This is a genomic window from Pseudomonas sp. HLS-6 TE3448 (assembly GCF_053629555.1).
Window position 1 is genome coordinate 2895163 of sequence record NZ_JBRJIO010000001.1, and the last position, 24118, is coordinate 2919280.

The 24118-nt window shown below is 61.0% G+C and carries 25 protein-coding genes; 23 read left to right on the forward strand and 2 right to left on the reverse strand.

Annotated elements, in window-relative coordinates; all coding sequences use genetic code 11:
• Positions 1-119: 119 nt before the first annotated feature.
• The 14 genes from flhA (at position 120) to AB7M23_RS13525 (ending at position 14223) form a co-directional block, all read left to right on the forward strand.
• The gene (gene flhA / locus AB7M23_RS13460; protein WP_454241039.1) at positions 120-2249 is read left to right on the forward strand and encodes a flagellar biosynthesis protein FlhA; all 2130 of its coding nucleotides are present in this window, start codon (positions 120-122) and stop codon (positions 2247-2249) included.
• Between the two features lie 11 nt (positions 2250-2260).
• A complete protein-coding gene (flhF, locus tag AB7M23_RS13465; protein WP_454241040.1) occupies positions 2261-3571 on the forward strand; it encodes a flagellar biosynthesis protein FlhF in 1311 nt (436 codons plus the stop codon).
• Positions 3572-3691: 120 nt separating this feature from the next.
• Positions 3692-4525, forward strand: coding sequence for a flagellar synthesis regulator FleN (fleN, locus tag AB7M23_RS13470; RefSeq protein WP_065760005.1), 834 nt, complete (start codon positions 3692-3694; stop codon positions 4523-4525).
• Positions 4522-5262 carry an RNA polymerase sigma factor FliA gene (gene fliA, locus AB7M23_RS13475; protein WP_065760006.1) on the forward strand — a complete coding sequence of 247 codons (741 nt, stop codon included), beginning with the start codon at positions 4522-4524 and terminating at the stop codon, positions 5260-5262. Before fleN ends, fliA begins: the two co-directional genes overlap by 4 nt.
• Before the next feature lie 106 nt (positions 5263-5368).
• Complete coding sequence (locus AB7M23_RS13480; protein WP_176717425.1) at positions 5369-5743, forward strand: chemotaxis response regulator CheY; 375 nt, start codon at positions 5369-5371, stop codon at positions 5741-5743.
• 20 nt (positions 5744-5763) lie between these two features.
• On the forward strand, positions 5764-6552 hold the full coding sequence (locus tag AB7M23_RS13485) for a protein phosphatase CheZ (RefSeq protein WP_409278269.1): 789 nt from the start codon (positions 5764-5766) through the stop codon (positions 6550-6552).
• 12 nt (positions 6553-6564) lie between these two features.
• Positions 6565-8787 carry a chemotaxis protein CheA gene (locus AB7M23_RS13490; protein WP_454241041.1) on the forward strand — a complete coding sequence of 741 codons (2223 nt, stop codon included), beginning with the start codon at positions 6565-6567 and terminating at the stop codon, positions 8785-8787.
• Between the two features lie 45 nt (positions 8788-8832).
• A complete protein-coding gene (locus tag AB7M23_RS13495; protein ID WP_454241042.1) occupies positions 8833-9948 on the forward strand; it encodes a protein-glutamate methylesterase/protein-glutamine glutaminase in 1116 nt (371 codons plus the stop codon).
• Entirely contained in the window at positions 9948-10688 is a 741-nt protein-coding gene (locus AB7M23_RS13500; protein ID WP_065760011.1) for a flagellar motor protein, read from the forward strand. The genes AB7M23_RS13495 and AB7M23_RS13500 overlap by 1 nt, the downstream gene beginning before the upstream one ends.
• Before the next feature lie 3 nt (positions 10689-10691).
• Positions 10692-11579 carry a flagellar motor protein MotD gene (gene motD, locus AB7M23_RS13505; RefSeq protein WP_065760012.1) on the forward strand — a complete coding sequence of 296 codons (888 nt, stop codon included), beginning with the start codon at positions 10692-10694 and terminating at the stop codon, positions 11577-11579.
• A gap of 45 nt (positions 11580-11624) precedes the next feature.
• The gene (locus tag AB7M23_RS13510) at positions 11625-12413 is read left to right on the forward strand and encodes a ParA family protein (RefSeq protein ID WP_065760013.1); all 789 of its coding nucleotides are present in this window, start codon (positions 11625-11627) and stop codon (positions 12411-12413) included.
• Positions 12413-13282: a CheW domain-containing protein gene (locus tag AB7M23_RS13515; RefSeq protein WP_454241043.1), complete on the forward strand. Its 870-nt coding sequence runs from the start codon at positions 12413-12415 to the stop codon at positions 13280-13282. The genes AB7M23_RS13510 and AB7M23_RS13515 overlap by 1 nt, the downstream gene beginning before the upstream one ends.
• A 67-nt stretch (positions 13283-13349) precedes the next feature.
• Positions 13350-13829 carry a chemotaxis protein CheW gene (locus AB7M23_RS13520; protein WP_065760015.1) on the forward strand — a complete coding sequence of 160 codons (480 nt, stop codon included), beginning with the start codon at positions 13350-13352 and terminating at the stop codon, positions 13827-13829.
• Position 13830: 1 nt separating this feature from the next.
• Entirely contained in the window at positions 13831-14223 is a 393-nt protein-coding gene (locus tag AB7M23_RS13525; protein WP_065760016.1) for a DUF2802 domain-containing protein, read from the forward strand.
• Positions 14224-15062: 839 nt separating this feature from the next.
• Here AB7M23_RS13525 and AB7M23_RS13530 read toward each other — a convergent pair.
• Complete coding sequence (locus AB7M23_RS13530) at positions 15063-15398, reverse strand: EscU/YscU/HrcU family type III secretion system export apparatus switch protein (RefSeq protein ID WP_454241044.1); 336 nt, start codon at positions 15396-15398, stop codon at positions 15063-15065.
• Entirely contained in the window at positions 15395-16966 is a 1572-nt protein-coding gene (gene fliK, locus AB7M23_RS13535; protein WP_454241045.1) for a flagellar hook-length control protein FliK, read from the reverse strand. The genes AB7M23_RS13530 and fliK overlap by 4 nt, the downstream gene beginning before the upstream one ends.
• Positions 16967-17160: 194 nt before the next feature.
• Between fliK and ccmA the strand changes: the two genes are divergently transcribed.
• From ccmA to ccmI, 9 genes are read left to right on the forward strand one after another with little or no spacing between them, the layout of a single operon-like run.
• Complete coding sequence (gene ccmA / locus AB7M23_RS13540) at positions 17161-17793, forward strand: cytochrome c biogenesis heme-transporting ATPase CcmA (RefSeq protein ID WP_330523238.1); 633 nt, start codon at positions 17161-17163, stop codon at positions 17791-17793.
• Entirely contained in the window at positions 17790-18458 is a 669-nt protein-coding gene (gene ccmB, locus AB7M23_RS13545) for a heme exporter protein CcmB (RefSeq protein WP_065759853.1), read from the forward strand. The genes ccmA and ccmB overlap by 4 nt, the downstream gene beginning before the upstream one ends.
• Before the next feature lie 45 nt (positions 18459-18503).
• Positions 18504-19280 carry a heme ABC transporter permease gene (locus AB7M23_RS13550; protein WP_065759849.1) on the forward strand — a complete coding sequence of 259 codons (777 nt, stop codon included), beginning with the start codon at positions 18504-18506 and terminating at the stop codon, positions 19278-19280.
• Entirely contained in the window at positions 19277-19453 is a 177-nt protein-coding gene (gene ccmD, locus AB7M23_RS13555) for a heme exporter protein CcmD (RefSeq protein WP_102052421.1), read from the forward strand. The genes AB7M23_RS13550 and ccmD overlap by 4 nt, the downstream gene beginning before the upstream one ends.
• Positions 19450-19914 (forward strand): cytochrome c maturation protein CcmE, encoded by a 465-nt coding sequence (gene ccmE / locus AB7M23_RS13560; protein WP_065759847.1) that lies wholly within the window; start codon positions 19450-19452, stop codon positions 19912-19914. The genes ccmD and ccmE overlap by 4 nt, the downstream gene beginning before the upstream one ends.
• Entirely contained in the window at positions 19911-21899 is a 1989-nt protein-coding gene (locus tag AB7M23_RS13565; RefSeq protein ID WP_454241046.1) for a heme lyase CcmF/NrfE family subunit, read from the forward strand. Before ccmE ends, AB7M23_RS13565 begins: the two co-directional genes overlap by 4 nt.
• Positions 21896-22432 carry a DsbE family thiol:disulfide interchange protein gene (locus AB7M23_RS13570; RefSeq protein ID WP_454241047.1) on the forward strand — a complete coding sequence of 179 codons (537 nt, stop codon included), beginning with the start codon at positions 21896-21898 and terminating at the stop codon, positions 22430-22432. Before AB7M23_RS13565 ends, AB7M23_RS13570 begins: the two co-directional genes overlap by 4 nt.
• Positions 22429-22905, forward strand: a complete 477-nt coding sequence (locus AB7M23_RS13575; protein ID WP_330523241.1) for a cytochrome c-type biogenesis protein — start codon at positions 22429-22431, stop codon at positions 22903-22905. The genes AB7M23_RS13570 and AB7M23_RS13575 overlap by 4 nt, the downstream gene beginning before the upstream one ends.
• On the forward strand, positions 22898-24106 hold the full coding sequence (ccmI, locus tag AB7M23_RS13580; RefSeq protein WP_454241048.1) for a c-type cytochrome biogenesis protein CcmI: 1209 nt from the start codon (positions 22898-22900) through the stop codon (positions 24104-24106). The genes AB7M23_RS13575 and ccmI overlap by 8 nt, the downstream gene beginning before the upstream one ends.
• The last annotated feature ends 12 nt before the right edge of the window (positions 24107-24118 follow it).

Here is a 24118-nt window from a genome sequence, read left to right on the forward strand (position 1 = left end):
TACGTTCTGATCCCCCTGAAAGCCTCTTATTGCGTGACAGACGCAAAGTTGGAAGGCTTCTTGCAAAGGCAGCGCCACGCGCCTTCGTGGCGTCAAAAGTTTGCTTGAGAGGAATACCGGTGGATCGCACTCAGTTAATCAACAGCGCCCGTAGCAACCTGGTCGGCCTTGGCCGAGGAAACCTGGGTGTGCCGCTGTTGCTGCTGGTGTTGCTGGCAATGATGATGTTGCCGATCCCGCCGTTCCTGCTCGACGTGTTCTTCACGTTCAACATTGCCCTGTCGATTGTGGTCCTGCTGGTGTGTGTCTACGCACTGCGCCCACTGGATTTTGCTGTTTTCCCGACCATTTTGCTGGTGGCGACGCTGCTACGGCTGGCGTTGAACGTAGCGTCGACGCGGGTAGTCATGCTCCATGGTCATGATGGTCACGCTGCGGCCGGTAAGGTGATTCAGGCCTTTGGTGAGGTGGTGATCGGCGGTAACTACGTGGTCGGTATCGTGGTCTTCGCCATCCTGATGATCATCAACTTCGTCGTGGTTACCAAGGGTGCAGGGCGTATCTCCGAAGTGAGTGCGCGGTTTACCCTCGACGCGATGCCGGGCAAGCAAATGGCAATCGACGCCGACCTCAACGCCGGCCTGATCGATCAGGCCCAGGCCAAGGCGCGCCGCTCCGAGGTGGCTCAGGAGGCTGAGTTCTATGGTTCCATGGACGGTGCCAGCAAGTTTGTGCGCGGTGACGCCATCGCCGGCCTGCTGATTCTGTTCATCAACCTGATCGGCGGTATGGCCGTCGGTATGTTCCAGCACAACATGACCTTCGCCGATGCGGGCAAGGTGTACGCCTTGTTGACCATTGGTGACGGTTTGGTGGCGCAGTTGCCATCGCTGCTGTTGTCCACCGCTGCGGCGATCATGGTGACGCGTGCCTCGGGTTCCGAGGACATGGGCAAGCAGATCAACCGACAGATGTTCGAGTCGCCGAAGGCCTTGGCGGTTTCGGCCGGGATCATGCTGGTCATGGGCCTGGTGCCGGGTATGCCGCACGTTGCCTTTATCGGCTTGGCGGCGCTGGCCGGTGGTGCCGCCTACATGGTGTGGCGCAAGCAGAATCAGGCCAAGCTCAAGGCGCAGGAAATGGCTCAGATGCAGCAAGACCTGCTGCCGTCTCCACAGCGAGCCATGGAAACCAAAGAGCTGGGCTGGGACGACGTCACGCCGATTGACATGATCGGCCTGGAAGTGGGCTATCGCCTGATTCCATTGGTCGACCGCAATCAGGGTGGGCAACTGTTGGCGCGGATCAAGGGCGTGCGCAAAAAGCTCTCCCAGGACCTCGGTTTCCTGATGCCGACGGTGCACATCCGCGACAACCTCGACCTTGCGCCAAGTGCCTACCGCCTGACGCTCATGGGGGTCATCCTGGCTGAGGCGGAAATCTATCCTGACCGGGAGCTCGCGATTAACCCGGGGCAGGTCTTTGGTACGCTCAATGGCATTGCCGCCAAGGACCCGGCCTTCGGCCTGGAGGCTGTGTGGATCGACGTTGGCCAGCGCAGCCAGGCCCAGTCGCTGGGTTACACCGTGGTCGATGCCAGCACCGTGGTTGCTACGCACTTGAACCAGATCCTGCACAAGCATTGCCATGAGCTGATCGGTCACGAAGAGGTTCAGCAGTTGCTGCAGGTATTGGCCAAGGGCTCGCCGAAACTGGCCGAGGAGTTGGTACCGGGCATCATGTCGCTGTCGGGGTTGCTCAAGGTGTTGCAGGCGCTGTTGTCCGAGCAGGTGCCCGTGCGTGACATCCGCAGCATTGCCGAAGCCATCGCGAACAACGCCGGGAAGAGTCAAGATACCGCCGCTTTGGTAGCCGCGGTGCGCGTCGGATTGTGTCGCGCCATCGTGCAAAGCATTGTCGGCACTGAGTCTGAGCTGCCAGTTATCACGCTTGAGCCAAGGTTGGAACAGATTTTGCTCAATAGTTTACAAAGGGCCGGGCAAGGTCAAGAAGAGGGCGTTCTTCTTGAGCCAAGCATGGCTGAAAAGCTTCAGCGTTCGTTAATCGAGGCTGCCCAGCGTCAAGAAATGCAAGGGCAACCAGCGATCTTGTTGGTCGCAGGGCCGATACGGGCAATGTTGTCGCGTTTTGGTCGCCTGGCAGTACCGAATTTGCATGTTTTGGCGTATCAGGAAATACCTGACAACAAGCAAGTCACCATCGTTGCCACAGTAGGCCCCAACGGCTGAGGTAGTGGGTTATGCAAGTTAAGCGTTTTTTCGCAGCCGATATGCGTCAGGCCATGAAGTTGGTTCGTGATGAGCTGGGGGCTGAGGCCGCCATCATCGGCAACCGACGGATTGCTGGCGGTGTCGAGCTGACGGCTGCGCTGGACTACAAGTTGTCTGCCTTGGCGCCACGTGTGCCCAACGTTGAGCTTGAAGATGAACTGCGCAAGACACAGTCGCGCATCGTAACTGCCCAAGCCGAATTGAGCAGCCGCGTCGAGGGTGATGAGACGGCGAATCGCCAGTTGTTCGCCGGCCTGCCACTGACTGCATCGGAGCCGCTGATCGAGCCGCATGTCGATGAGCCGGAGCGCCCTCGGGTCGCGCCAGCGCCTGCGGTAGATCAGCGCCTGTTTGACTCGATGCGTAACGAGCTGTCTGGTTTGCGTGAATTGCTGGAGGTGCAGCTGGGGTCGCTGGCGTGGACTCAACTGCAGGGCAGCAAGCCGCAGCAAGCGAGCCTCTGGCGCCGCCTGCAGCGTATTGGCTTGTCCGGACCGCTGTCGCGCGAGCTGCTTGACCTGACCGCCGAAATTGAAGAGCCACGCCATGCCTGGCGGATGTTGCTGGCCCACCTGGCGCGGATGATCAGCGTACCGGAAGTCGATCCGATCGAAGAGGGCGGCGTGATCGCCATGGTCGGCCCGGCGGGTATGGGCAAGACCACTACGCTGGCGAAGTTGGCAGCCCGCTACGTGCTCAAGTACGGCGCGCAGAACCTGGCCCTGGTGAGCATGGACAGTTTCCGCATCGGTGCCCAGGAACAACTGAAGACGCTCGGGCGTATCCTCAATGTTTCGGTCACCCATGTCGATCCGGGGCAGTCCTTGGGGCAGGCGTTGGAGCCCTTGCTGCGCAAGCGCGTGGTGCTGATCGATACCGCAGGTTTGCAGGCCAGTGATCCGGCCCTGCGCATGCAGTTGGAGACGCTGGCCGGTCGCGGTATCCAGGCGAAGAACTACCTGGTGCTGGCGACGACCAGCCAGAAACAGGTGCTGACGGCGGCCTACCACAGCTACAAGCGCTGCGGGCTGGCCGGTTGCATCCTGACTAAACTTGATGAAACCGCCAGCCTCGGTGAAGTGTTGAGCCTGGCGATCAGTCATGAATTGCCGGTGGCCTATCTGACCGATGGGCCGCGCATTCCGGATGACTTGCACGTGCCGCGCCGCCACCAGTTGGTCAGCCGCGCGGTCAGTGTGCAAATGCAGGACGAACCCAGCGAGGAGGCCATGGCCGATATGTTCGCTGATCTCTATCACGGCCCGAAGCGTGTTGGCTGAGGTGCCGGTGAAGACGTTGCAAAGTATCTACATCAATGGTCTGCCAGGCATTTTTCAGGTGTTTGAAAGTGCAGCCAGTCATGTGGCCTCGGTCTAAGCAAGACAAGGTAAAGAACAAACATGGGTAGCATGCATCCCGTACAGGTGATCGCCGTGACCGGCGGCAAAGGTGGCGTTGGCAAGACTAACGTGTCAGTGAACTTGTCACTGGCGTTGGCCGAGCTCGGCCGTCGCGTCATGCTGTTGGACGCCGACCTGGGCCTGGCTAACGTCGACGTGTTGCTGGGCCTCACGCCCAAGCGAACCCTGGCCGACGTTATCGAAGGGCACTGCGAGCTGCGCGACGTGCTGCTGCAGGGGCCGGGCGGTGTGCGCATCGTGCCTGCCGCTTCGGGTACGCAAAGCATGGTTCACCTGGCGCCCGCTCAGCATGCCGGCCTGATTCAGGCGTTCAGCGATATCGGCGACAACCTCGATGTGCTGGTGATCGACACTGCTGCGGGTATTGGTGACTCGGTGGTCAGCTTCGTTCGAGCAGCCCAGGAAGTGTTGCTGGTGGTCTGTGACGAGCCGACCTCGATTACCGACGCCTATGCGTTGATCAAGCTGCTTAACCGTGATTACGGCATGAACCGCTTCCGCGTGCTGGCGAACATGGCGCAAAGCCCTCAGGAAGGGCGCAATCTGTTCGCTAAGTTGACCAAGGTCACGGATCGCTTCCTCGATGTCGCCCTACAATACGTCGGTGCAGTGCCGTATGACGAGTGCGTGCGTAAAGCCGTGCAGAAGCAGCGAGCGGTCTATGAAGCCTTTCCGCGTTCCAAGTGCGCGCTGGCGTTCAAGGCCATCGCACAGAAGGTCGATAGCTGGCCGCTGCCAGCCAACCCGCGCGGCCATCTGGAGTTCTTCGTCGAGCGTCTGGTGCAGCCGACCAGTGTGGGGCCTGCTCTATGAGTGCCAGCGGTTTCCGGATGTACAGCAAGGCTTCGCGCGACGCGCAGTATGAGTTGGTCGAACGCTACGCGCCGCTGGTCAAGCGCATCGCTTACCACCTGTTGGCGCGTTTGCCCGCCAGTGTTCAGGTTGAAGACCTGATTCAGGCCGGCATGATCGGTTTGCTTGAGGTGGCGAACAAGTATGACTCAAGCAAAGGTGCCAGTTTTGAGACCTATGCCGGTATTCGCATCCGCGGTGCGATGCTGGATGAGGTGCGCAAGGGGGATTGGGCGCCGCGTTCGGTTCATCGCAATACCCGCATGGTCAGTGATGCAATTCGCGCTGTTGAAGCAAAAACAGGTCGTGACGCTAAAGATCATGAAGTTGCTGCCGAACTTCAATTGAGTCTCGATGATTATTACGGGATTTTGAATGACACCTTGGGCAGTCGCCTGTTCAGCTTCGACGACCTGTTGCAGGACGGCGAGCATGAAGGGCTGCACGAGGACGGCGCCAGCGCCCAGGTCGAGCCTTCGCGCGATCTGGAAGACGAGCGCTTTCAGGCAGCGTTGGCAGATGCGATTGCCAACTTGCCTGAGCGTGAGCGGCTGGTGCTGGCGTTGTATTACGACGAAGAGCTGAACCTCAAGGAAATCGGCGAGGTGCTTGGGGTCAGTGAGTCGCGGGTCAGCCAGTTGCACAGCCAGTGTGCTGCACGCTTGCGTGGGCGGCTGGGAGAATGGCGCGCGCGTTGATTGCTGGGTTTCATGCAGTCGTGAAAATGTTGTGCCGGATTTGATTGAGTGCGCGTTCAGCGCTGAGCGCGTTAAAGACTGCTTGGAGGTCTAATTGGACAAGAACATGAAAATCCTCATCGTTGACGATTTTTCGACGATGCGGCGGATCATCAAGAACCTGTTGCGTGACCTGGGCTTCACCAATACCCAGGAAGCGGACGACGGCGTCACTGCACTGCCAATGCTGCACAGCGGCAACTTCGATTTCCTGGTAACGGACTGGAACATGCCTGGCATGTCCGGCATCGACCTGCTGCGTACTGTGCGCGCTGACGAACGCCTGAAACACCTGCCGGTGCTGATGGTAACGGCAGAGGCCAAGCGTGATCAGATCATTGAGGCGGCTCAGGCTGGCGTTAATGGTTACGTGGTAAAACCATTCACGGCTCAGGTGTTGAAAGAAAAGATCGAGAAGATCTTCGAGCGCGTCAATAGCTGAGGTACGCCACGGGGGCGCTTATGGAGCATAAACAATCGTCGTTGGGCGACTTCGAGTCGACACTGAAGAAACATGCCAACGAGCTTGTCGAGAGCCTTGAACGAGGTAAATTCGGCGACGCGGTACAACTGATCCATCAGCTGAACCAGACCCGTGATCGTGGCCTGTATCAGGAAGTCGGCAAGCTCACCCGCGAGTTGCATAGTGCGATCGTCAGTTTTCATATTGACCCGCAGATGCCGCAGGCTGAGGAAGTGTCGCAGATCACCGATGCCACCGAGCGCTTGTCCTATGTGGTCAAGCTCACCGAGGGCGCGGCTAACCGGACCATGGACCTGGTCGAGCAAAGTACGCCGGTGCTTCAAGAATTGAGTGCCGAGGCAAGTACCTTGAGTGCCGACTGGCAGCGTTTCATGCGTCGAGAAGTGGCTGCGCCGGAGTTTCGCGAGCTGGCGCGTCGCGTTGACAGTTTTCTGACGCGCAGCGAGGCCGGCACCCGTGAAGTGGCAGGCCACCTCAATGACATTCTGTTGGCTCAGGACTACCAAGACCTGACCGGCCAGGTGATCAAGCGCGTCACGCAACTGGTTACCGAAGTAGAAAGCAATCTGCTCAAGCTCGTATTGATGGCCAGTCAGGTCGACCGCTTTGCCGGTATTGAACATGACCACCAGCAGCTACGTGCTGAAAAAGATCAAGAAAAACATCCGACTCGGGGTGAAGGTCCGCAGATTCATGCCGATAAGCGTGAAGACGTCGTGTCCGGTCAGGACGATGTCGACGATCTGTTGTCCAGCCTGGGTTTTTAGGGAGCACGTTTAATGAGCTTCGGCGCCGATGAAGAAATCCTCCAGGATTTCCTGGTAGAAGCCGGCGAAATTCTTGAGCAACTGTCCGAGCAATTGGTCGAGCTGGAAAGCCGGCCTGATGATGCGGATCTGCTCAATGCAATCTTTCGCGGCTTTCACACTGTAAAAGGGGGCGCCGGCTTCCTCCAGCTCAATGAGCTGGTGGAGTGCTGCCATATTGCCGAGAACGTGTTCGACATTCTGCGCAAGGGCGAGCGTCGCGTGGACTCCGAGCTGATGGACGTGGTCCTGGAAGCCCTGGACACGGTCAACAGCATGTTCGGCCAGGTCCGCGAGCGCAGCGATGTGACGCCGGCCACGCCAGAGCTGCTGGCTGCGCTGGCACGCCTGGCTGAGCCGGCTTCGGCCCAGCAGGCTGCTGCACCCGAGCCTGAGCCTGAACCGGTTGCCGAGGCGCCCGCTGAGCAAGCGTCTGGCGACATTACCGACACGGAGTTCGAGCAACTGCTCGACTCGCTCAACGCCGTCAAGGCCGAGGCCGAGGCGCCTGCCGCTCCGGCAGCTGCGGCGGGTGATGAAATCACCGATGCCGAATTTGAGTCATTGCTCGACCAACTGCACGGCAAAGGCCAGTTTGCTGCCGACAGCCTTCCCACACCTGCTGCGCCTGCGTCGGCAGCGGTTGTCGAGGCAGGTACTGAAGCCAGCAACGAAATTACCGACGACGAATTTGAAGCGCTGCTGGACCAGCTTCATGGCAAGGGTACCTTTGCTGTGGATGCACTGCCGGCCGCGGCTGTCGAGCCCGCTGCTACCGAAGCGTCGGGCGACCATATTTCCGAGCACGAGTTCGAAGCGTTGCTCGATCAGATCCACGGCAAAGGTAAATTTGCCGAGGGCGCAGCAGCAACGGCCTCGGTCGCAGAAGCAGCAGTAGCCAAGCCTGCGGCCAAGCCCGCGCCCGCTGTGGCTCCTGCACCTGCTCCCGTCGCCAAGCCTGCTGCAGCGGCAGCACCTGCGCGTCAGGCCGCTCCGGCGTCAGCCGACAAGCATGCCGCCAGCGAAGCCGAAACCACGGTGCGCGTCGATACCGCCCGCCTCGATGAGATCATGAACATGGTCGGCGAGCTGGTACTGGTGCGTAACCGTCTGGTTCGCCTGGGCTTGAACAGCGGCGATGAGGCCATGTCCAAGGCGGTGTCGAACCTTGACGTGGTCACCGCTGACCTGCAGACCGCGGTCATGAAGACCCGCATGCAGCCGATCAAGAAGGTTTTCGGGCGCTTCCCGCGCCTGGTTCGTGACCTGGCGCGCCAGTTGAAGAAAGAGATCAACCTGGAGCTGGTGGGCGAAGAGACCGACCTGGACAAAAACCTGGTCGAGGCCTTGGCCGACCCGCTGGTTCACTTGGTGCGCAACGCTGTCGACCACGGTGTCGAAACACCGGAAGAGCGTGAAGCCGCAGGCAAATCGCGTGGTGGCAAGGTCGTATTGTCGGCTGAGCAGGAAGGTGACCACATCCTCTTGTCGATCTCTGACGACGGCAAGGGCATGGACCCCAACGTGCTGCGCGCCAAGGCGGTGGAAAAGGGCCTGATGGACAAGGATGCAGCCGATCGCCTGAGCGAGTCGGACTGCTACAACCTGATCTTCGCCCCGGGCTTTTCCACCAAGACCGAGATCTCCGATGTGTCTGGCCGTGGTGTCGGCATGGACGTGGTGAAAACCAAGATCTCCCAGCTCAACGGCTCGATCAACATCTACTCGGCCAAGGGCCAGGGTTCGAAGATCGTGATCAAGGTGCCGTTGACCCTGGCGATCATGCCGACGCTGATGGTCATGCTGGGCAATCAGGCGTTCGCGTTCCCGTTGGTCAACGTCAACGAAATTTTCCACCTCGACCTGTCGCGTACCAACGTGGTTGACGGCCAGGAAGTGGTGATCGTACGCGACAAGGCGTTGCCACTGTTTTACCTCAAGCGCTGGTTGGTCAGCTCTGCCGCTCATGAAGAGCAGCACGAGGGCCATGTGGTGATCCTCTCGGTGGGCACTCAGCGGATCGGCTTCGTCGTCGATCAACTGGTCGGCCAGGAAGAGGTGGTCATCAAGCCGCTGGGCAAGATGCTGCAAGGCACCCCTGGGATGTCGGGCGCCACCATTACCGGTGACGGGCGCATTGCGCTGATCCTCGACGTTCCGAGCATGCTCAAGCGTTACGCTGCCCGGCGTATTTGATCCCGGTGGCGCGGTCTTTCGACCGCGCCCCGTAATGGAGTGTTTATGGCAGTCAAGGTCCTGGTGGTGGATGATTCCGGTTTCTTCCGCCGCCGTGTCTCGGAAATTCTTTCAGCGGACCCGACTATCCAGGTCGTGGGCACCGCGACCAACGGCAAGGAAGCGATCGACCAAGCACTGTCGCTCAAGCCTGATGTGATCACCATGGACTATGAAATGCCCATGATGGATGGCATCACTGCCGTTCGGCACATCATGCAGCGTTGCCCGACGCCGGTGTTGATGTTCTCCTCGCTGACCCATGAAGGTGCTCGCGTTACCCTTGATGCACTGGATGCCGGTGCGGTGGATTACCTGCCGAAGAACTTCGAGGACATCTCGCGCAACCCGGAAAAGGTCAAGCAACTGCTGTGCGAAAAGGTTCATACCATTTCCCGCAGTAACCGCCGCTTCAGCAGTTTCGCCACGCCAGCACCGGCTCCAGCGCCCAGCGCCCAGCACAGTGTCAGCAGCATGGCGTCGCCAAGCCTCTCGCGCCCTGCGCCTGTTAGTGCGCCAGTACGTGCTGCCGCACCCAGCTCGCCTGCCCCCAAGCGCAAGTCCTACAAGCTGCTGGCCATCGGCACGTCGACAGGCGGCCCGGTTGCCCTGCAACGCGTGCTGACCCAGCTGCCGGCAAACTTCCCGGCGCCGATCGTATTGATCCAGCATATGCCGGCGGCGTTCACCAAGGCGTTTGCCGAACGCCTGGACAAGCTCTGCAAGATCAGTGTCAAGGAAGCCGAGGACGGTGACGTGTTGCGTCCTGGCCTGGCGCTGCTGGCCCCGGGTGGCAAGCAGATGATGGTCGATGCGCGGGGTACGGTGAAAATCCTCCCGGGCGACGAGCGCCTGAACTACAAACCGTGCGTGGACATCACCTTTGGTTCTGCCGCGAAGTCCTACGGTGACAAGGTCTTGGCCGTGGTGTTGACCGGCATGGGCGCTGATGGCCGCGAAGGTGCTCGCCTGCTCAAGCAGGGCGGCAGCCAGGTCTGGGCTCAGGATGAAGCCAGCTGTGTGATCTATGGCATGCCCATGGCGATCGTCAAGGCCAATCTGGCGGACGCGGTGTACGGCCTGGATGACATCGGTCGGCATCTGGTCGAGGCGTGCGTCTAATGGATGTCTTGAGCCTCATCGGGATCATCCTGGCCTTTGTTGCCATCATCGGTGGCAACTACCTGGAAGGCGGCCACCTGTCTGCGTTGATCAACGGCCCTGCGGCGCTGATCGTGCTCGGCGGCACGTTGGCGGCTTCGTTGCTGCAGTCGCCGATGAGCGCTTTCAAGCGCGCGATGCAGATTGTCATCTGGATCCTGTTCCCGCCACGGGTCGACCTGGCCGGTGGTATTGATCGGGTCGTCAACTGGAGCCTGACGGCGCGCAAAGAGGGCCTGCTGGGCCTGGAAGGGGTGGCTGACGCCGAGCCCGATCCCTATGCGCGCAAGGGCTTGCAACTGCTGGTCGATGGTGCGGAGCCGGAAGCGATTCGCAGCATTCTCGAGGTGGATTTCTACACCCAGGAAAGCCGCGATATCCAGGCTGCAAAAGTGTTCGAGAGCATGGGCGGCTATGCGCCAACCATCGGCATCATCGGTGCGGTAATGGGTTTGATCCATGTGATGGGCAATCTGGCCGACCCATCCCAGCTGGGCAATGGCATTGCCGTTGCGTTCGTGGCGACGATCTATGGTGTTGCCAGTGCCAACCTGATCCTGCTGCCGGTCGCCAACAAGCTCAAGGCGCTGGCCCTGCGTCAGTCGCGTTACCGGGAAATGCTCCTGGAAGGCCTGTTGTCGATTGCAGAAGGTGAAAACCCGCGTTCGATCGAGTTGAAGCTTCAGGGCTTCATGGAGTAATACATGGCTCGCCGTCGCGCCCCCGAGGAACATGAGAACCACGAACGCTGGCTGGTGTCGTACGCCGACTTCATTACCTTGTTGTTCGCCTTCTTCGTGGTCATGTACTCGATCTCCTCGATCAACGAGGGCAAGTACAAAATAATTTCCCAGGCCCTGCTCGGGGTTTTCAATGACCCCGAACGGAGCATGCGGCCGATTCCGATTGGCGATGAGCAGCCGCTCAGCGTCAAGCCAGCCGAACCGCTGATCCGCGATAGCGAACAGGTCGATGCCGGGCTTGCTCAAACCAACAGCGATCCACTCAAGACCATCACCAACGATGTTCGGGACGCCTTCGGTGATTTGATCAAATCCGATCAGATGACGGTGCGCGGCAACGAGTTGTGGGTGGAGATCGAGTTGAACTCTTCGCTGCTGTTTGGCAGTGGCGACGCCATGCCCAGCGACGCGGCCTTCAATATCATCGAAAAAGTGGCGCGGATCCTGAAGCCTTTCGCCAACCCGGTGCATGTCGAAGGGTTCACCGACGATTTGCCGATCCGCACGGCGCAGTACCCGACCAACTGGGAACTGTCGTCGGCGCGTGCGGCCAGCATTGTGCGCCTGTTGGCGATGGAAGGCGTTAACCCCGCGCGCATGGCGTCGGTGGGCTATGGCGAGTTCCAGCCGATTGCCAGCAATACCACGGCAGAAGGGCGTGCGCGCAATCGTCGGGTGGTGCTGGTGATCTCGCGTAACCTGGAGGTGCGCCGCAGCCTGACCGGTACGGGCAGTGCCAATGCCACGCCAGATGCAGCAATGAAGCGAGCTGGCACACAAACTGCACCGCGAGTGGTATCACCGACGGTCGGGGCCAGCCCCGTCAATTCCCCGTCACCGACCTTATAACCGATCCCGGTAGGGCAGGTTGCCGTAGCGGGAGGAAGCAGCGCAATGAGAGTCTGGGCAGTAGCCAATCAAAAAGGTGGCGTCGGCAAGACCACCACGTCCATCGCCTTGGCCGGTTTGCTGGCTGATGCGGGCAAGCGCGTGGTCGTGGTTGACCTCGACCCTCATGGGTCCATGACCAGCTACTTCGGGCACAATCCCGATACCCTGGAGCACAGCAGCTTCGACTTGTTCCTGCACAAGGGGACTGTCCCCGAAGGCTTGCCGGGGCAACTGCTGCTGCCGACCAGCCACGACAATATTTCGTTGTTGCCATCGAGTACCGCCCTGGCCACCCTGGAGCGTCAGTCCCCTGGGCAAAGCGGCCTGGGCCTGGTGATCGCCAAGAGTCTGGCGCAGCTGTGGCAGGATTTCGACTACGCCATCATCGACAGCCCACCGTTACTCGGCGTGTTGATGGTCAACGCCCTGGCTGCCAGCCAGCAACTGGTGATTCCAGTGCAAACCGAATACCTGGCGGTCAAAGGCCTGGAGCGCATGGTCAGCACGCTTGCGATGGTCAACCGCTCACGCAAGCAGGCGTTGCCGTTCCATATCGTGCCGACCTTGTTCGATCGGCGTACCCAGGCTTCCATGGGCACGCTGCGGGTGCTGCGTGACAGTTACCCGGAACATATCTGGCAGGGCTACATCCCGGTTGATACGCGCCTGCGTGATGCCAGCCGGGCCGGTTTGACGCCTTCGCAATTCGATGGCAAAAGCCGTGGCGTAACCGCTTACAGGGCGCTGCTCAAGCAGTTGCTTACCCACAACGCTGCAGCGCAGGTGGCTTGATGACTCGCCCCGCGTTGATCGCCACCCGGCCACAACTGGCCCTGCAATCCTACCTGGATGGCTTGTTGCAGGAAGCGACCGAAGAGTTGGAGCCGCCGCGTGTTGAAACGGTTCGCCCGCCTGTCGAAGTGCCAGCGGAACTGGACGAATTTCAGGCTGCCGTGCTTGAAGAGCAGGTGCGTGATGCCAAGCGCCAGCCGTCTGTATCGGTAGAAGTCACCACAACGGTCTTTGCCGAGCCGAGCCGGCTGGTAATGCCTGTTATCGCGCCACCGCTGGAGGTCGCGGTAGCACCAGCGGCTCCGGTGGTTGAGGCGCCAGTGCCGGTTGAACCCTTGGTTGAGGTTCATCTGCCGCCTGCGCTCAATCCGCCAGTGCCTCCGGCTACCACAGACGGTCGCCCAGCCTGGGCTGCCGAACCGTTTGAATGCCTGTTGTTCGATGTCGCCGGGCTGACGCTGGCCGTTCCGCTGGTCTGCCTGGGCTCGATCTACTCGCTGGCGGGTCAGGAACTGACACCGTTGTTCGGCCAACCTGACTGGTTTCTTGGCATTCTGCCGAGCCAGGCCGGCAACCTGAAAGTGCTGGACACTGCCCGTTGGGTCATGCCGGACCGCTACCGCGATGATTTCCGTCAAGGGCTGCAGTATGTGATTTCGGTGCAAGGCTACGAGTGGGGGCTGGCGGTGCATCAGGTCAGCCGTTCGCTGCGCCTGGACCCTAGCGAAATCAAATGGCGTAGCCAACGTGGCCAGCGGCCATGGCTGGCCGGCACCGTGATTGAGCATATGTGCGCGCTGCTGGATGTCGCCGAATTGGCTGAGCTGATTGCCAGCGGCGCGGTCAAGCAGATGCACAAACAACCATAAATGATGGCCGCACCGCGTGCGGTCACACTGAGCACACCGCCAACGGCGGATTTTGAGGGTTAGGGGAATGAAAAAGACATCTGCACAAGGTTCCGAAGATCCGATTCTGCAGTGGGTGACCTTCCGCCTGGACAACGAGTCCTACGGCATCAATGTGATGCAAGTGCAGGAAGTGCTTCGCTACACCGAGATTGCGCCTGTGCCGGGTGCGCCGAGCTACGTGCTGGGCATCATCAACCTGCGCGGTAACGTCGTCACCGTGATCGATACGCGTCAGCGCTTTGGCCTGGCACCGACCGATGTCAGCGACAACACCCGTATCGTCATCATCGAAGCGGACAAGCAAGTCGTTGGTATTCTGGTCGACAGCGTTGCCGAAGTGGTTTACCTGCGCCAATCGGAAGTTGAAACCGCGCCGAATGTGGGCAACGAGGAATCGGCCAAGTTCATTCAAGGCGTGTGCAACAAGAACGGCGAGCTGCTGATTCTGGTTGAGTTGGACAAGATGATGACCGAGGAAGAGTGGTCAGAGCTGGAGAACATCTGATTTGATTTTCGAGGTTGCAGTCATTTTTCTGGCGCTGCTCTGGGCGGTGAGCCTGTGGCTGTTTCTGGGGTATAGCAAGCGCCAGCGTGAGCTGGCCTCGCAACAGGCCCAGGGGGATGCGCTGCGCGATCAGCGCATCAAGGACCTGGCCAAGCGCCTGGACGATTACCAGAATGGCACCGTGCGAATGGGCGAAGCCCTGCATGAGTTGCGTGCGGTCGTGGCACCGTTGCCTGACAAGCTGATGCAGTTGGAGCAGCGCGACCCCAACAGCCTGTCGTTTGCCCAGGCCGAGCGCTTGGTCGGCATGGGTGCCAGCGTCGACGAACTGACCCAGTCCTGCGGCCTGACCCAGGCCGAGGCAGAGCTGATGAGTAAGCTGCACCGCGGCTAAGCACCCAATCAGCTGCATCAAGGCCAAGATAAACCGCCGTTTACCTTCACGGATAAGCGGCGAGTTCCTGCGTGGGCTTTGTTTGTCAGTGCGCGAAGTAGCAGGCGCTGCAGGGTGTCCCTTCAGTAGGCTGAGTGGAGCCATCGCGGCCACAGACACGCATCCCCCCTGATGAAAGCAAGCATATCCATTCGCGATGTTGGGCCTGATGCCCCGTTCCGCCTTTACGGCGGGGCACTTTTGTCGGGGCAAAAGTGCCCAAAACCCCTCGTCCCAACATCCGCCCCTCCGCTGCGCTGCGGGTTCTCTCACTCCGGCAGTGCTCCCGCCGGGGCCGCGCTGAAGGGCCTTCCTGGCCCTCAGCCCTTGCCAGGCATCCATGCCTGGCACCCGACTACGCACTGCCTGCGTTCGACCTCCTGAAGGGACAATTTGGCGGTGCCTGCAGGTTCAGCGTATGAAAAAGCAATGCCGAAAAGCCCAAAATCTTCGCAGGCAAGCAAAACAGCGAGCATCTGCTTGTCAGTGCGCGGAATGTCAGGCGCTGCGGGGCGTCCCTTCAGGAGGCTGAGTGGAGCCGTCGCGTAGTGGGGTGCGAGGCATGGATGCCTCGCAAGTGCTGATGGGCCATGGATGGCCCGTCGGCGCGTCCACACGGGAGCGATGGCGTAAGGAAGGAACCCGAAGCGCAGCGTAGGGCCGGATGTCGGGACAGGGCGTTTTGCCCACTTTTGTGCCGTTCAAAAGTGGGTCGCCGTAAAAGGCGAAACCAGTCGGTAGTGCCGCTACAGGGAATGGATAAGTTCGCGAGACAAGTGCCACAAATCCCCCGTTCCCTTTTACAGCGGTGCCTTCAGGCCCAGCACCTGTGGCGTCACATCCCGTTCCTGCGGTCCCTCATCGACAAAGCCCACCGGCACCTTGCCTTTGAGTTGCCAGGCGAAGGCGATGATTTCGGCGATGGTCAAGTACAGCGCTTCGGGGATACGGTCGCCCAGCTCCATCCGTGCCAGCAGCTTCACCAGGTCGGCGTTTTCATAGATGGGCACTTCATGCTCGCGCGCCAGCGCCAGGATCGCCTCGGCCAGTGCGTCATCGCCTTTGGCCGTGAGGGTGGGCGCTTGTTGGCCGTCGTAGCTCAGGGCAATGGCCTGGCGGGGTGTTTGCTCAGTCATGCGTTTTCATCTACCCAACGTTGTTCCAGGCGTGTACGCGGCCCTTGCGGCGGCGTGCCGTGATGACAGTTCAGCTCGCCGACGCTCAGCCCCCGTGCGAGTAAACGAGTGCGCAGCTCGCTCAGCTGGCTTTCGATCAGGCGCACTGTGCTGGGCAGCTCGGCCCACAGATGGCTCGACAGGCAGCCCTGGGCAAGCTGCGCCTGCACTTGCAACGGCCCCAGCGGGCTGAGGTCGAACGACAGCTCAATCTTCCAGAGCATTTCCAGAGGGTCGCGCTTTTCACGTTCCGGGTCGGCCTGTTGCTCAGGCGTTTCTTCGCGTTGCAGCTTGATCTGCAAGGGCATGAAGTCCTGGCCGGTGCGCAGCGGAATTTCCAGTTGCCAGGTGGTCTGCAGGGTGCCTTCGGCGGTATTGCCGGTTTGCTCCAGGCTAGCCAGTTGATGGCTTTGCAGTCGAGAGACGGCCGCCGCCGCGAGGCGCAGCACGTGCTCAAGGTCGCCTTCGCCCTCCAGGCTTTGCAGCAGCCGTGAGGGCAGGGGGAAGCTGGAAGGGGTGATCCGTGCACCCACCTGGCCGAGCATGCCCAGCGCGTTGCGCAGCATGCCCGGCATGGCCTGGGACAGGGTGGTCGCTGCGGTGGCGGGGTTGAATGGGGTACTGGTGGGCAGCCCCGGCAGTATCTGTGCGATCAGGCGTACTACCTGGGCCTTGAGGTCCGGTGCAAGGCCGCTTGGCAGGCCGTTGAGCAACTTGGCTTCCAGAAACAGGCCGCTGTTGTTCATGGCGTGGGCCAGGCCCTTCGCATCGCTGAGCTGGCGTACATCCGGCAGGCTGGCAAGCAGCGTGTCGATACGGGTACGCAATGGGGCAGGTTGTTGATCATCGCTGGCGATCCGCTGCAAGGCCGCCAGCAGACCTGGTAATGATGCCTGGCGGGTTTGCTGGCTGCTCAGGTGTTGGGCGATTGCCAACTGGTCCTGGCGACCACTCAGCGGCATGAACGATAGCTGTTGTTCACTGCGTACGACGGCGCTGAGCAAGCTGCCCAGAGGCAGCGGGCGCGGGCTGTCCACGGCCAGCGTGGCGCCTGCCTGGACAGTATTGAGCAGGCTAACCAGTGAGCGGAACACGCTGGCCTGGCCGTTGGCCTGGGGCAGGGCCTGGCTGGTCAGTACCTTGCCTTGCAGCAGGGTGCCGACCGGCAACTGGCGGGTGTCGATCTGGGTCAACGTGGCGACAGTACTGGCCTTGGCCTGTTGCACGCCAATAGCCAGGGCCGAGGCGCTGGGCTGGCTGACGGTAAGCTGGGTGCCTTGGGCCAGCGGCTGGCTGCTGTTGGCTTGTACATTGGTTTGCCGCCCGCTGTCCTGGGTCAACTTGATCAATAGTTGGAAGTCTTGACCATTCTGCTTCAGCGAGAGAACTTCGGCGTCTGCCGTTTCGCCGGGGGCCAGCAGGCCCTGCTGAGGCTGCAAAAGCCTGAGCAGTTCGCCGGTCATGGCGGCACCGCGCGCCTGTGGATTGGCCAGTGCCTGCGTGCCGACGCTGTTGATTTCGCCTGTCATCAAGTTACAACCTGTCGAAATAGCCCTCTTTGCAGTAGGACATGGCATGTATAATGCGGCCCGAACTTTCGGGGAGCCTTGAGCTCGCGGTCTGGTGCTCTTTTGAACAGACCAGTCGGCCGCGTCACCGTTCCAGTATAACGGCCGCGCCGGGACCGACTTGAGACAGTCATCCGAACCAATAAGGCAAACCTGTGACCCCTCAACTCGAAGCGGTGGATCTGGCCTGCGAGCGCGACTGGCGAATGCTCTTCGAGCATCTCGATCTGCAGTTGGCCGCCGGCGACATGCTCCAGATCAGCGGCCCCAACGGCAGCGGTAAAACCAGCCTGTTGCGGTTGCTGGCCGGTTTGATGCGCCCGACCAGTGGCCAGATCCTGGTTCAAGGCAAGCCCTTGGCTGAGCAACGCGGCGAACTGGCCCGGCTGCTGCTGTGGATCGGCCATGCGGCGGGGATCAAGGACCTGCTGACGCCAGAGGAGAACCTTGCCTGGTTGTGTGCCTTGCACCGCCCGGCCGGGCGCGAGGCGATCTGGCAGGCACTGGCGGCGGTTGGCCTGCGTGGCTTCGAGGACGTGCCTTGTCATACCTTGTCGGCCGGTCAGCAGCGTCGCGTAGCCCTGGCCCGGTTGTACCTGGACAGCCCGCCGTTGTGGATCCTCGATGAACCGTTCACCGCACTCGACAAGCAGGGGGTGGCCCAGCTCGAAGCGCATCTGGCACACCACTGTGAAACGGGTGGCATGGTGATCCTCACCACGCACCACACGCTGGAGCGCAAACCCTCCGGTTACCGTGAACTGAACCTGGGGCAGTGGGCCGCATGAGTGTATTTGTCCTGTTGCTGAGCCGCGAAGCGCGGCTGCTGTGCCGTCGTCCGGCCGAGCTGGCCAACCCCTTGGTGTTCTTCGCCATCGTCATTGCACTGTTTCCTTTGGCGGTCGGTCCTGAGACACAATTGTTGCAAACCTTGTCACCTGGGTTGGTGTGGGTGGCTGCACTTTTGTCCGTCCTGCTCTCGCTGGACGGGCTTTTTCGCAGTGATTTCGAGGATGGATCACTGGAACAGTGGGTCCTTTCGTCGCACCCCCTGCCTCTTCTGGTTTTGGCCAAGGTGCTGGCACACTGGGCCTTTTCCGGCCTGGCACTGGTATTGTTGGCACCGCTGCTGGCCTTGATGCTCGGCTTGCCAAGTGCCAGCCTGCCCGTGCTGCTGGCATCACTTTTGCTCGGCACCCCGGTGTTGAGCCTGTTGGGCGCTGTGGGTGCGGCCCTGACAGTCGGCTTGAAACGTGGTGGCCTGCTACTGGCGCTGCTGATTCTGCCGTTGTATATCCCGGTGTTGATTTTGGGCAGTGGCGCGTTGCAGGCGTCGCTGCAAGCGATGCCGGCGACCGGTTATCTGCTCTGGCTTGGTAGCCTGACCGCCCTGGCAGTAACGTTGGCACCCTTTGCAATAGCGGCTGGCCTGAAGATCAGCGTCGGCGAATAATGAGGTCTGGGCTCGCTGCCCAGCAAAGACCCTGGATGTACCGTGATGAAAAGCAGCGCAATCAGCTGGACGTGGTTTCATAAACTGGGTTCGCCCAAGTGGTTCTATTCCATCAGTGGGCGGATGCTGCCGTGGCTGGCGATCGCCGCCGTGCTGCTGTTGACGGTCGGTGTGGTCTGGGGCCTGGCCTTTGCCCCTCAGGATTACCAACAGGGCAACAGTTTTCGCATCATCTACATCCATGTGCCCGCCGCCATGCTGGCACAGTCCTGCTATGTGATGCTGGCAGTGGCCGGCGTGGTCGGCCTGGTCTGGAAAATGAAGATCGCCGACATTGCATTGCAGTGCGCCGCGCCCATTGGCGCCTGGATGACCGCCGTGGCGCTGGTTACCGGCGCCATCTGGGGTAAGCCGACCTGGGGCAGTTGGTGGGTCTGGGATGCCCGACTGACGTCGATGCTGATCCTCCTGTTTCTGTACTTCGGTCTGATTGCCCTGGGGCAGGCGATCAGCAATCGTGAGAGCGCGGCCAAGGCCTGTGCAGTGCTGGCGATTGTCGGGGTGATCAATATCCCGATCATCAAGTATTCGGTGGAGTGGTGGAACACCCTGCACCAGGGCGCAACCTTTACCTTGACCGAAAAACCGGCGATGCCGGCGGAAATGTGGTTGCCGTTGCTGCTCACGGCACTGGGTTTCTACTGCTTCTTCGGCGCGGTACTGCTGATGCGCATGCGCCTTGAAGTGCTCAAGCGCGAAGCCCGCAGCAGTTGGGTAAAAAGTGAAGTCATGAATACCCTGGGTCGGGAGTTGGCACGATGAGTTTCACCTCCTTCAGCGATTTTCTCGCCATGGGCCACCACGGCCTGTATGTCTGGTCGGCCTACGGCATTAGCCTGTTAGTGCTGGCGATCAACGTCGCGGCGCCGATCCTGGCCCGTCGCCGTTACCTGCAAGAAGAGGCGCGCCGTCTGCGCCGGGAGAGCAATCAGTGAATCCGCAACGCAAGAAGCGCCTGTTCATCATTCTCGGCCTGCTCGCCGGCCTCGGCGTTGCCGTGGCACTGGCATTGAGTGCCTTGCAGCAGAACATCAACCTGTTCTACACCCCAACCCAGATCGCCAATGGCGAGGCGCCCCTGGATACCCGTATCCGTGCGGGTGGCATGGTTGAAAAAGGTTCCCTGCAACGTTCCGGTGATTCGCTGGACGTGCGTTTCGTGGTCACCGACTTCAACAAGTCCGTGCCCATTACCTACCGCGGCATTCTTCCGGATCTGTTTCGCGAAGGGCAGGGCATTGTCGCCCTCGGCAAACTGAATGCCGAAGGTGTGGTAGTGGCGGACGAAGTGCTGGCCAAGCACGATGAAAAGTACATGCCGCCAGAAGTGACCAAAGCCCTTAAGGAAAGCGGTCAGGCTGCGACTGACGCTGGCCAGGCCGGAGGCAAACCATGAACGCTGCGTTGGTAATCCCCGAACTGGGCCAATTGGCCATGATCCTGGCGCTGTGCTTTGCTTGCGTCCAGGCCAGTGTGCCATTGCTAGGCGCCTGGCGCGGTGACAGCTTGTGGATGGGCCTGGCACGGCCTGCGGCCTGGGGCCAGTTCGCATTCCTGGCCTTCGCCTTCGCCTGCCTGACCCACGCCTTCATGACCGATAACTTCTCGGTTGCCTATGTCGCCAGCAACTCCAACAGCGCCCTGCCTTGGTACTTCAAGTTCAGCGCGGTGTGGGGCGCTCACGAAGGATCGTTGCTGCTCTGGGCACTGATTCTCGGCGGCTGGACCTTTGCCGTGTCGATCTTCTCCCGGCAGTTGCCACAGGTGATGCTCGCCCGCGTGCTGGCGATCATGGGCATGATCAGCGTGGGCTTCATGTCGTTCCTGATCGTCACCTCCAACCCGTTCCAGCGGCTGTTGCCGCAGGTGCCGACCGATGGTCGTGACCTCAACCCGCTGCTGCAGGATGTGGGCCTGATCGTTCACCCACCCATGCTCTACATGGGTTATGTCGGTTTCTCGGTCGCGTTTGCCTTCGCCATCGCCGCCTTGCTCGGCGGTCGTCTTGATGCGGCCTGGGCGCGCTGGTCGCGGCCCTGGACCATCATCGCCTGGGCCTTTCTCGGCATTGGTATCACCCTGGGCTCCTGGTGGGCCTACTACGAGTTGGGTTGGGGCGGCTGGTGGTTCTGGGACCCGGTAGAGAACGCCTCGTTCATGCCGTGGCTGGTCGGCACTGCCCTGATCCACTCCCTGGCCGTGACTGAAAAACGCGGCGTGTTCAAGAGCTGGACGGTACTGCTGGCCATTGCCGCATTCTCGTTGAGCTTGCTGGGTACCTTCCTGGTTCGCTCGGGCGTGCTGACTTCGGTGCATGCCTTCGCTTCCGACCCGGAGCGCGGTGTGTTCATCCTGATGTTCCTGCTGTGCGTGGTCGGCGGCTCGCTGACCCTGTTCGCGCTGCGTGCGCCAGTCGTCAAGAGTCAGGTTGGCTTTGCCCTGTGGTCGCGTGAAACCCTGCTATTGGCCAACAACCTGATACTGGTGGTCGCGGCCTCGATGATCCTGCTCGGCACGCTGTATCCGCTGGTGCTCGACGCGTTGACCGGGGCGAAGCTGTCCGTCGGCCCACCGTACTTCGATGCGCTGTTCCTGCCGCTGATGGCCCTGTTGATGGTGGTGTTGGCCATAGGCGTTCTCGTGCGCTGGAAAGACACCCCCGGCAAATGGCTGCTGGGCATGCTCACCCCGGTACTGGTCGGCAGCGCCATTCTTGCGCCGATCGGCGGGCTGATCGTGGATGACTTCGATTGGCCAGTACTGACCACTTTTGCCCTGGCGGCCTGGATCGTGCTTGCCGGCGTGCGTGACCTTCTCGACAAGACGCGCCACAAGGGTGTGTTCAAGGGCATGCGAAGCCTCACCCGCAGCTACTGGGGGATGCACGTCGCTCACTTCGGCCTGGCGGTTTGCGCGCTGGGTGTGGTGCTGTCGAGCAACAACAGTGCCGAGCGCGACCTGCGCCTGGCGCCGGGCGAGTCAGTGGAACTGGCGGGCTACCACTTCATTTTCGAGGGCGCCAAGCATTTCGAGGGGCCTAACTTCACCTCCGACAAGGGCACGGTTCGGGTGGTCAAGGAGGGTCGCGAGATCAGCGTCCTGCACCCGGAGAAACGCCTCTATACCGTGCAGCAATCGGTGATGACCGAAGCGGGCATCGATGCTGGCTTCACTCGCGACCTCTATGTTGCTCTCGGCGAACCGCTGGACAACGGCGCCTGGGCTGTACGGGTTCATGTCAAACCGTTCGTGCGCTGGATCTGGCTGGGCGGTCTGCTGACTGGCCTGGGTGGCCTGCTGGCCGCGTTGGATGGGCGTTATCGGGTCAAGGTGAAAAGCCGTGTACGTGAAGTACTGGGCATGTCTGGAGCAACTGCATGAAGCGTTGGATCATGGTGCTGCCGCTGGCGGTGTTTCTGCTGGTGGCGGTCTTCCTCTATCGCGGGTTGTACCTGGACCCGGCTGAACTGCCTTCGGCAATGATCGGCAAGCCGTTCCCGCATTTCTCCCTGCCAGCCGTGGAGGGCGAGAGCACCCTGACCCAGGCCGACCTGCTGGGCAAGCCGGCACTGGTCAACGTCTGGGGTACCTGGTGCGTGTCCTGCCGGGTCGAGCACCCGGTGCTGAACAAGCTGGCCGAACAGGGCGTGCGGATCTACGGGGTCAATTACAAAGACGACAATGCGGCGGCGCTGAAGTGGCTGAAGGACTTTCACAACCCATACCAGCTGAATATTCGCGATGAGCAGGGCACCCTGGGCCTGGACCTGGGCGTGTACGGCGCGCCGGAAACCTTCCTGATCGATGCCAAGGGCATCATCCGTCACAAGTTCGTGGGTGTCGTCGACGAGACTGTCTGGCGCGAGCAACTGGCCCCGTTGTACCAAGGCCTTGTCGACGAGGGCCGGCCATGAAGCGCTGGCTAGCAGCGGCCGTACTGGGCCTGAGCCTGGCCGGTGTGGCCCAGGCGGCAATTGATACCTATCAGTTTGCCGATGATGCTGAACGTGAGCGTTATCGCGACCTGACCAAGGAACTGCGTTGCCCCAAATGCCAGAACCAGGACATCGCAGACTCCAACGCCCCCATTGCCGCCGACCTGCGTCGGGAGATTTTCCGGATGCTGGGCGAGGGCAAGAGTAACCAGCAGATCATCGACTTCATGGTTGACCGTTACGGTGATTTCGTTCGTTACAAACCGGCCCTGACTGCGCGTACCTGGTTGCTGTGGTTCGGCCCCGGTGCACTGCTGCTGGGCGGCGTCGTGGTGCTTGCGGTGATCGTGCGCAAGCGCCGCACGCCGGTTGTCAACGGCACCGCCGACCTTTCTCCCGAGGAGCGTGAGCGCCTCGCCAAACTGTTGGAAAAAGAACAGACCCATGACTGATTTCTGGCTTGCTGCAGGCCTGCTGTTACTGGTAGCCCTGAGCTTTTTGCTGATCCCGGTGCTGCGCGGACGTCGTGCGCAACTGGAAGAAGACCGTACCGCACTGAACGTTGCCCTGTATCAGGAGCGCGTCGCCGAGTTGCAGGCGCAACAGGCTGCCGGTGTACTTAGCGCCGAACAACTGGCGAGTGGGCGTGACGAAGCGGCCCGCGAGCTGCTCGACGATACCGAAAATGCCGAGCCTGCACGGCTGGCTCGCCTTGGCAAACCGCTGCCACTGCTGGCTGCGGTATTGGTGCCATTGATGGCCCTGGGCCTGTACCTGCATTTTGGCGCCAGTGACAAAGTGGCCCTGACCCAGGAATTTGCCCAGGCACCGCAGTCGCTGGAAGAAATGACCGCACGCCTGGAGCGCGCCGTTGCTGCCCAGCCTGATTCGGCCGAGGGCCTGTATTTCCTTGGTCGTGCCTACATGGCGCAAGAGCGTTCTGCCGATGCCGCCAAGACCTTCGAGCGTGCCGTGGGCCTGGCCGGGCGCCAGCCCGAGTTGCTCGGTCAGTGGGCGCAAGCACTCTACTTTGCCAACGGCAAGCAGTGGACCCCGCAGCTGCAGGGGCTGACCGACGAAGCCCTCAAGGCTGATCCGCAGGAAGTCACCAGCCTTGGGCTGTTGGGTATTGCCGCGTTCGAAGGTCAGCGCTATCAACAGGCCATTGATTACTGGAACCGCCTGTTGGCGCAACTGCCTGCCGGTGATGCCTCCCGTGCGGCGCTGGAAGGCGGCGTGGCACGTGCTGCCGACAGGCTCAAGGCCAGCGGTGTTGAGCCCGTAACAACCGCTGCCGTTAGCGACAAGGCACCGGCGCGGCTCAAGGTACGGGTCGAACTGGCGGCAGCGCTGAAGGACAAGGTTCAGCCAGGTGACAGCGTGTTTATCTTTGCCCGTGCGAGCGAAGGCCCGCCGATGCCGTTGGCAGTGAAGCGGGTGACGGTGGCCCAGTTGCCCATCGAGGTCGAATTGGCGGATAGCGACGCAATGATGCCGAGCATGAAACTGTCGAACTTTCCTGAAGTCCAACTGGTTGCGCGCGTCTCTCGCGCAGGCCAGCCGACCAAGGGCGAGTGGATCGGCCGCAGTTCGCCGCTGGCCAGCAGTACCGAGGCGCAGCAGCACCTGACCATCGACAGCCCGGATCCTTAAGCGAGTAGCCTC

Excerpts from the sequence above, each read along its gene's own strand:
- ccmD (WP_102052421.1), top strand. The coding sequence starts at position 19,277 with ATGAGTTTCACCTCCTTCAGCGATTTTCTCGCCATGGGCCACCACGGC.
- AB7M23_RS13520 (WP_065760015.1), top strand. The coding sequence starts at position 13,350 with ATGAAAAAGACATCTGCACAAGGTTCCGAAGATCCGATTCTGCAGTGG.
- AB7M23_RS13510 (WP_065760013.1), top strand. The coding sequence starts at position 11,625 with ATGAGAGTCTGGGCAGTAGCCAATCAAAAAGGTGGCGTCGGCAAGACC.
- AB7M23_RS13495 (WP_454241042.1), top strand. The coding sequence starts at position 8,833 with ATGGCAGTCAAGGTCCTGGTGGTGGATGATTCCGGTTTCTTCCGCCGC.
- AB7M23_RS13515 (WP_454241043.1), top strand. The coding sequence starts at position 12,413 with ATGACTCGCCCCGCGTTGATCGCCACCCGGCCACAACTGGCCCTGCAA.
- AB7M23_RS13570 (WP_454241047.1), top strand. The coding sequence starts at position 21,896 with ATGAAGCGTTGGATCATGGTGCTGCCGCTGGCGGTGTTTCTGCTGGTG.
- AB7M23_RS13565 (WP_454241046.1), top strand. The coding sequence starts at position 19,911 with ATGAACGCTGCGTTGGTAATCCCCGAACTGGGCCAATTGGCCATGATC.
- AB7M23_RS13575 (WP_330523241.1), top strand. The coding sequence starts at position 22,429 with ATGAAGCGCTGGCTAGCAGCGGCCGTACTGGGCCTGAGCCTGGCCGGT.
- ccmB (WP_065759853.1), top strand. The coding sequence starts at position 17,790 with ATGAGTGTATTTGTCCTGTTGCTGAGCCGCGAAGCGCGGCTGCTGTGC.
- AB7M23_RS13500 (WP_065760011.1), top strand. The coding sequence starts at position 9,948 with ATGGATGTCTTGAGCCTCATCGGGATCATCCTGGCCTTTGTTGCCATC.
- AB7M23_RS13485 (WP_409278269.1), top strand. The coding sequence starts at position 5,764 with ATGGAGCATAAACAATCGTCGTTGGGCGACTTCGAGTCGACACTGAAG.
- fliA (WP_065760006.1), top strand. The coding sequence starts at position 4,522 with ATGAGTGCCAGCGGTTTCCGGATGTACAGCAAGGCTTCGCGCGACGCG.
- ccmI (WP_454241048.1), top strand. The coding sequence starts at position 22,898 with ATGACTGATTTCTGGCTTGCTGCAGGCCTGCTGTTACTGGTAGCCCTG.
- AB7M23_RS13490 (WP_454241041.1), top strand. The coding sequence starts at position 6,565 with ATGAGCTTCGGCGCCGATGAAGAAATCCTCCAGGATTTCCTGGTAGAA.
- fleN (WP_065760005.1), top strand. The coding sequence starts at position 3,692 with ATGGGTAGCATGCATCCCGTACAGGTGATCGCCGTGACCGGCGGCAAA.
- fliK (WP_454241045.1), bottom strand. The coding sequence starts at position 16,966 with ATGACAGGCGAAATCAACAGCGTCGGCACGCAGGCACTGGCCAATCCA.
- flhF (WP_454241040.1), top strand. The coding sequence starts at position 2,261 with ATGCAAGTTAAGCGTTTTTTCGCAGCCGATATGCGTCAGGCCATGAAG.
- motD (WP_065760012.1), top strand. The coding sequence starts at position 10,692 with ATGGCTCGCCGTCGCGCCCCCGAGGAACATGAGAACCACGAACGCTGG.
- AB7M23_RS13550 (WP_065759849.1), top strand. The coding sequence starts at position 18,504 with ATGAAAAGCAGCGCAATCAGCTGGACGTGGTTTCATAAACTGGGTTCG.
- AB7M23_RS13480 (WP_176717425.1), top strand. The coding sequence starts at position 5,369 with ATGAAAATCCTCATCGTTGACGATTTTTCGACGATGCGGCGGATCATC.
- AB7M23_RS13530 (WP_454241044.1), bottom strand. The coding sequence starts at position 15,398 with ATGACTGAGCAAACACCCCGCCAGGCCATTGCCCTGAGCTACGACGGC.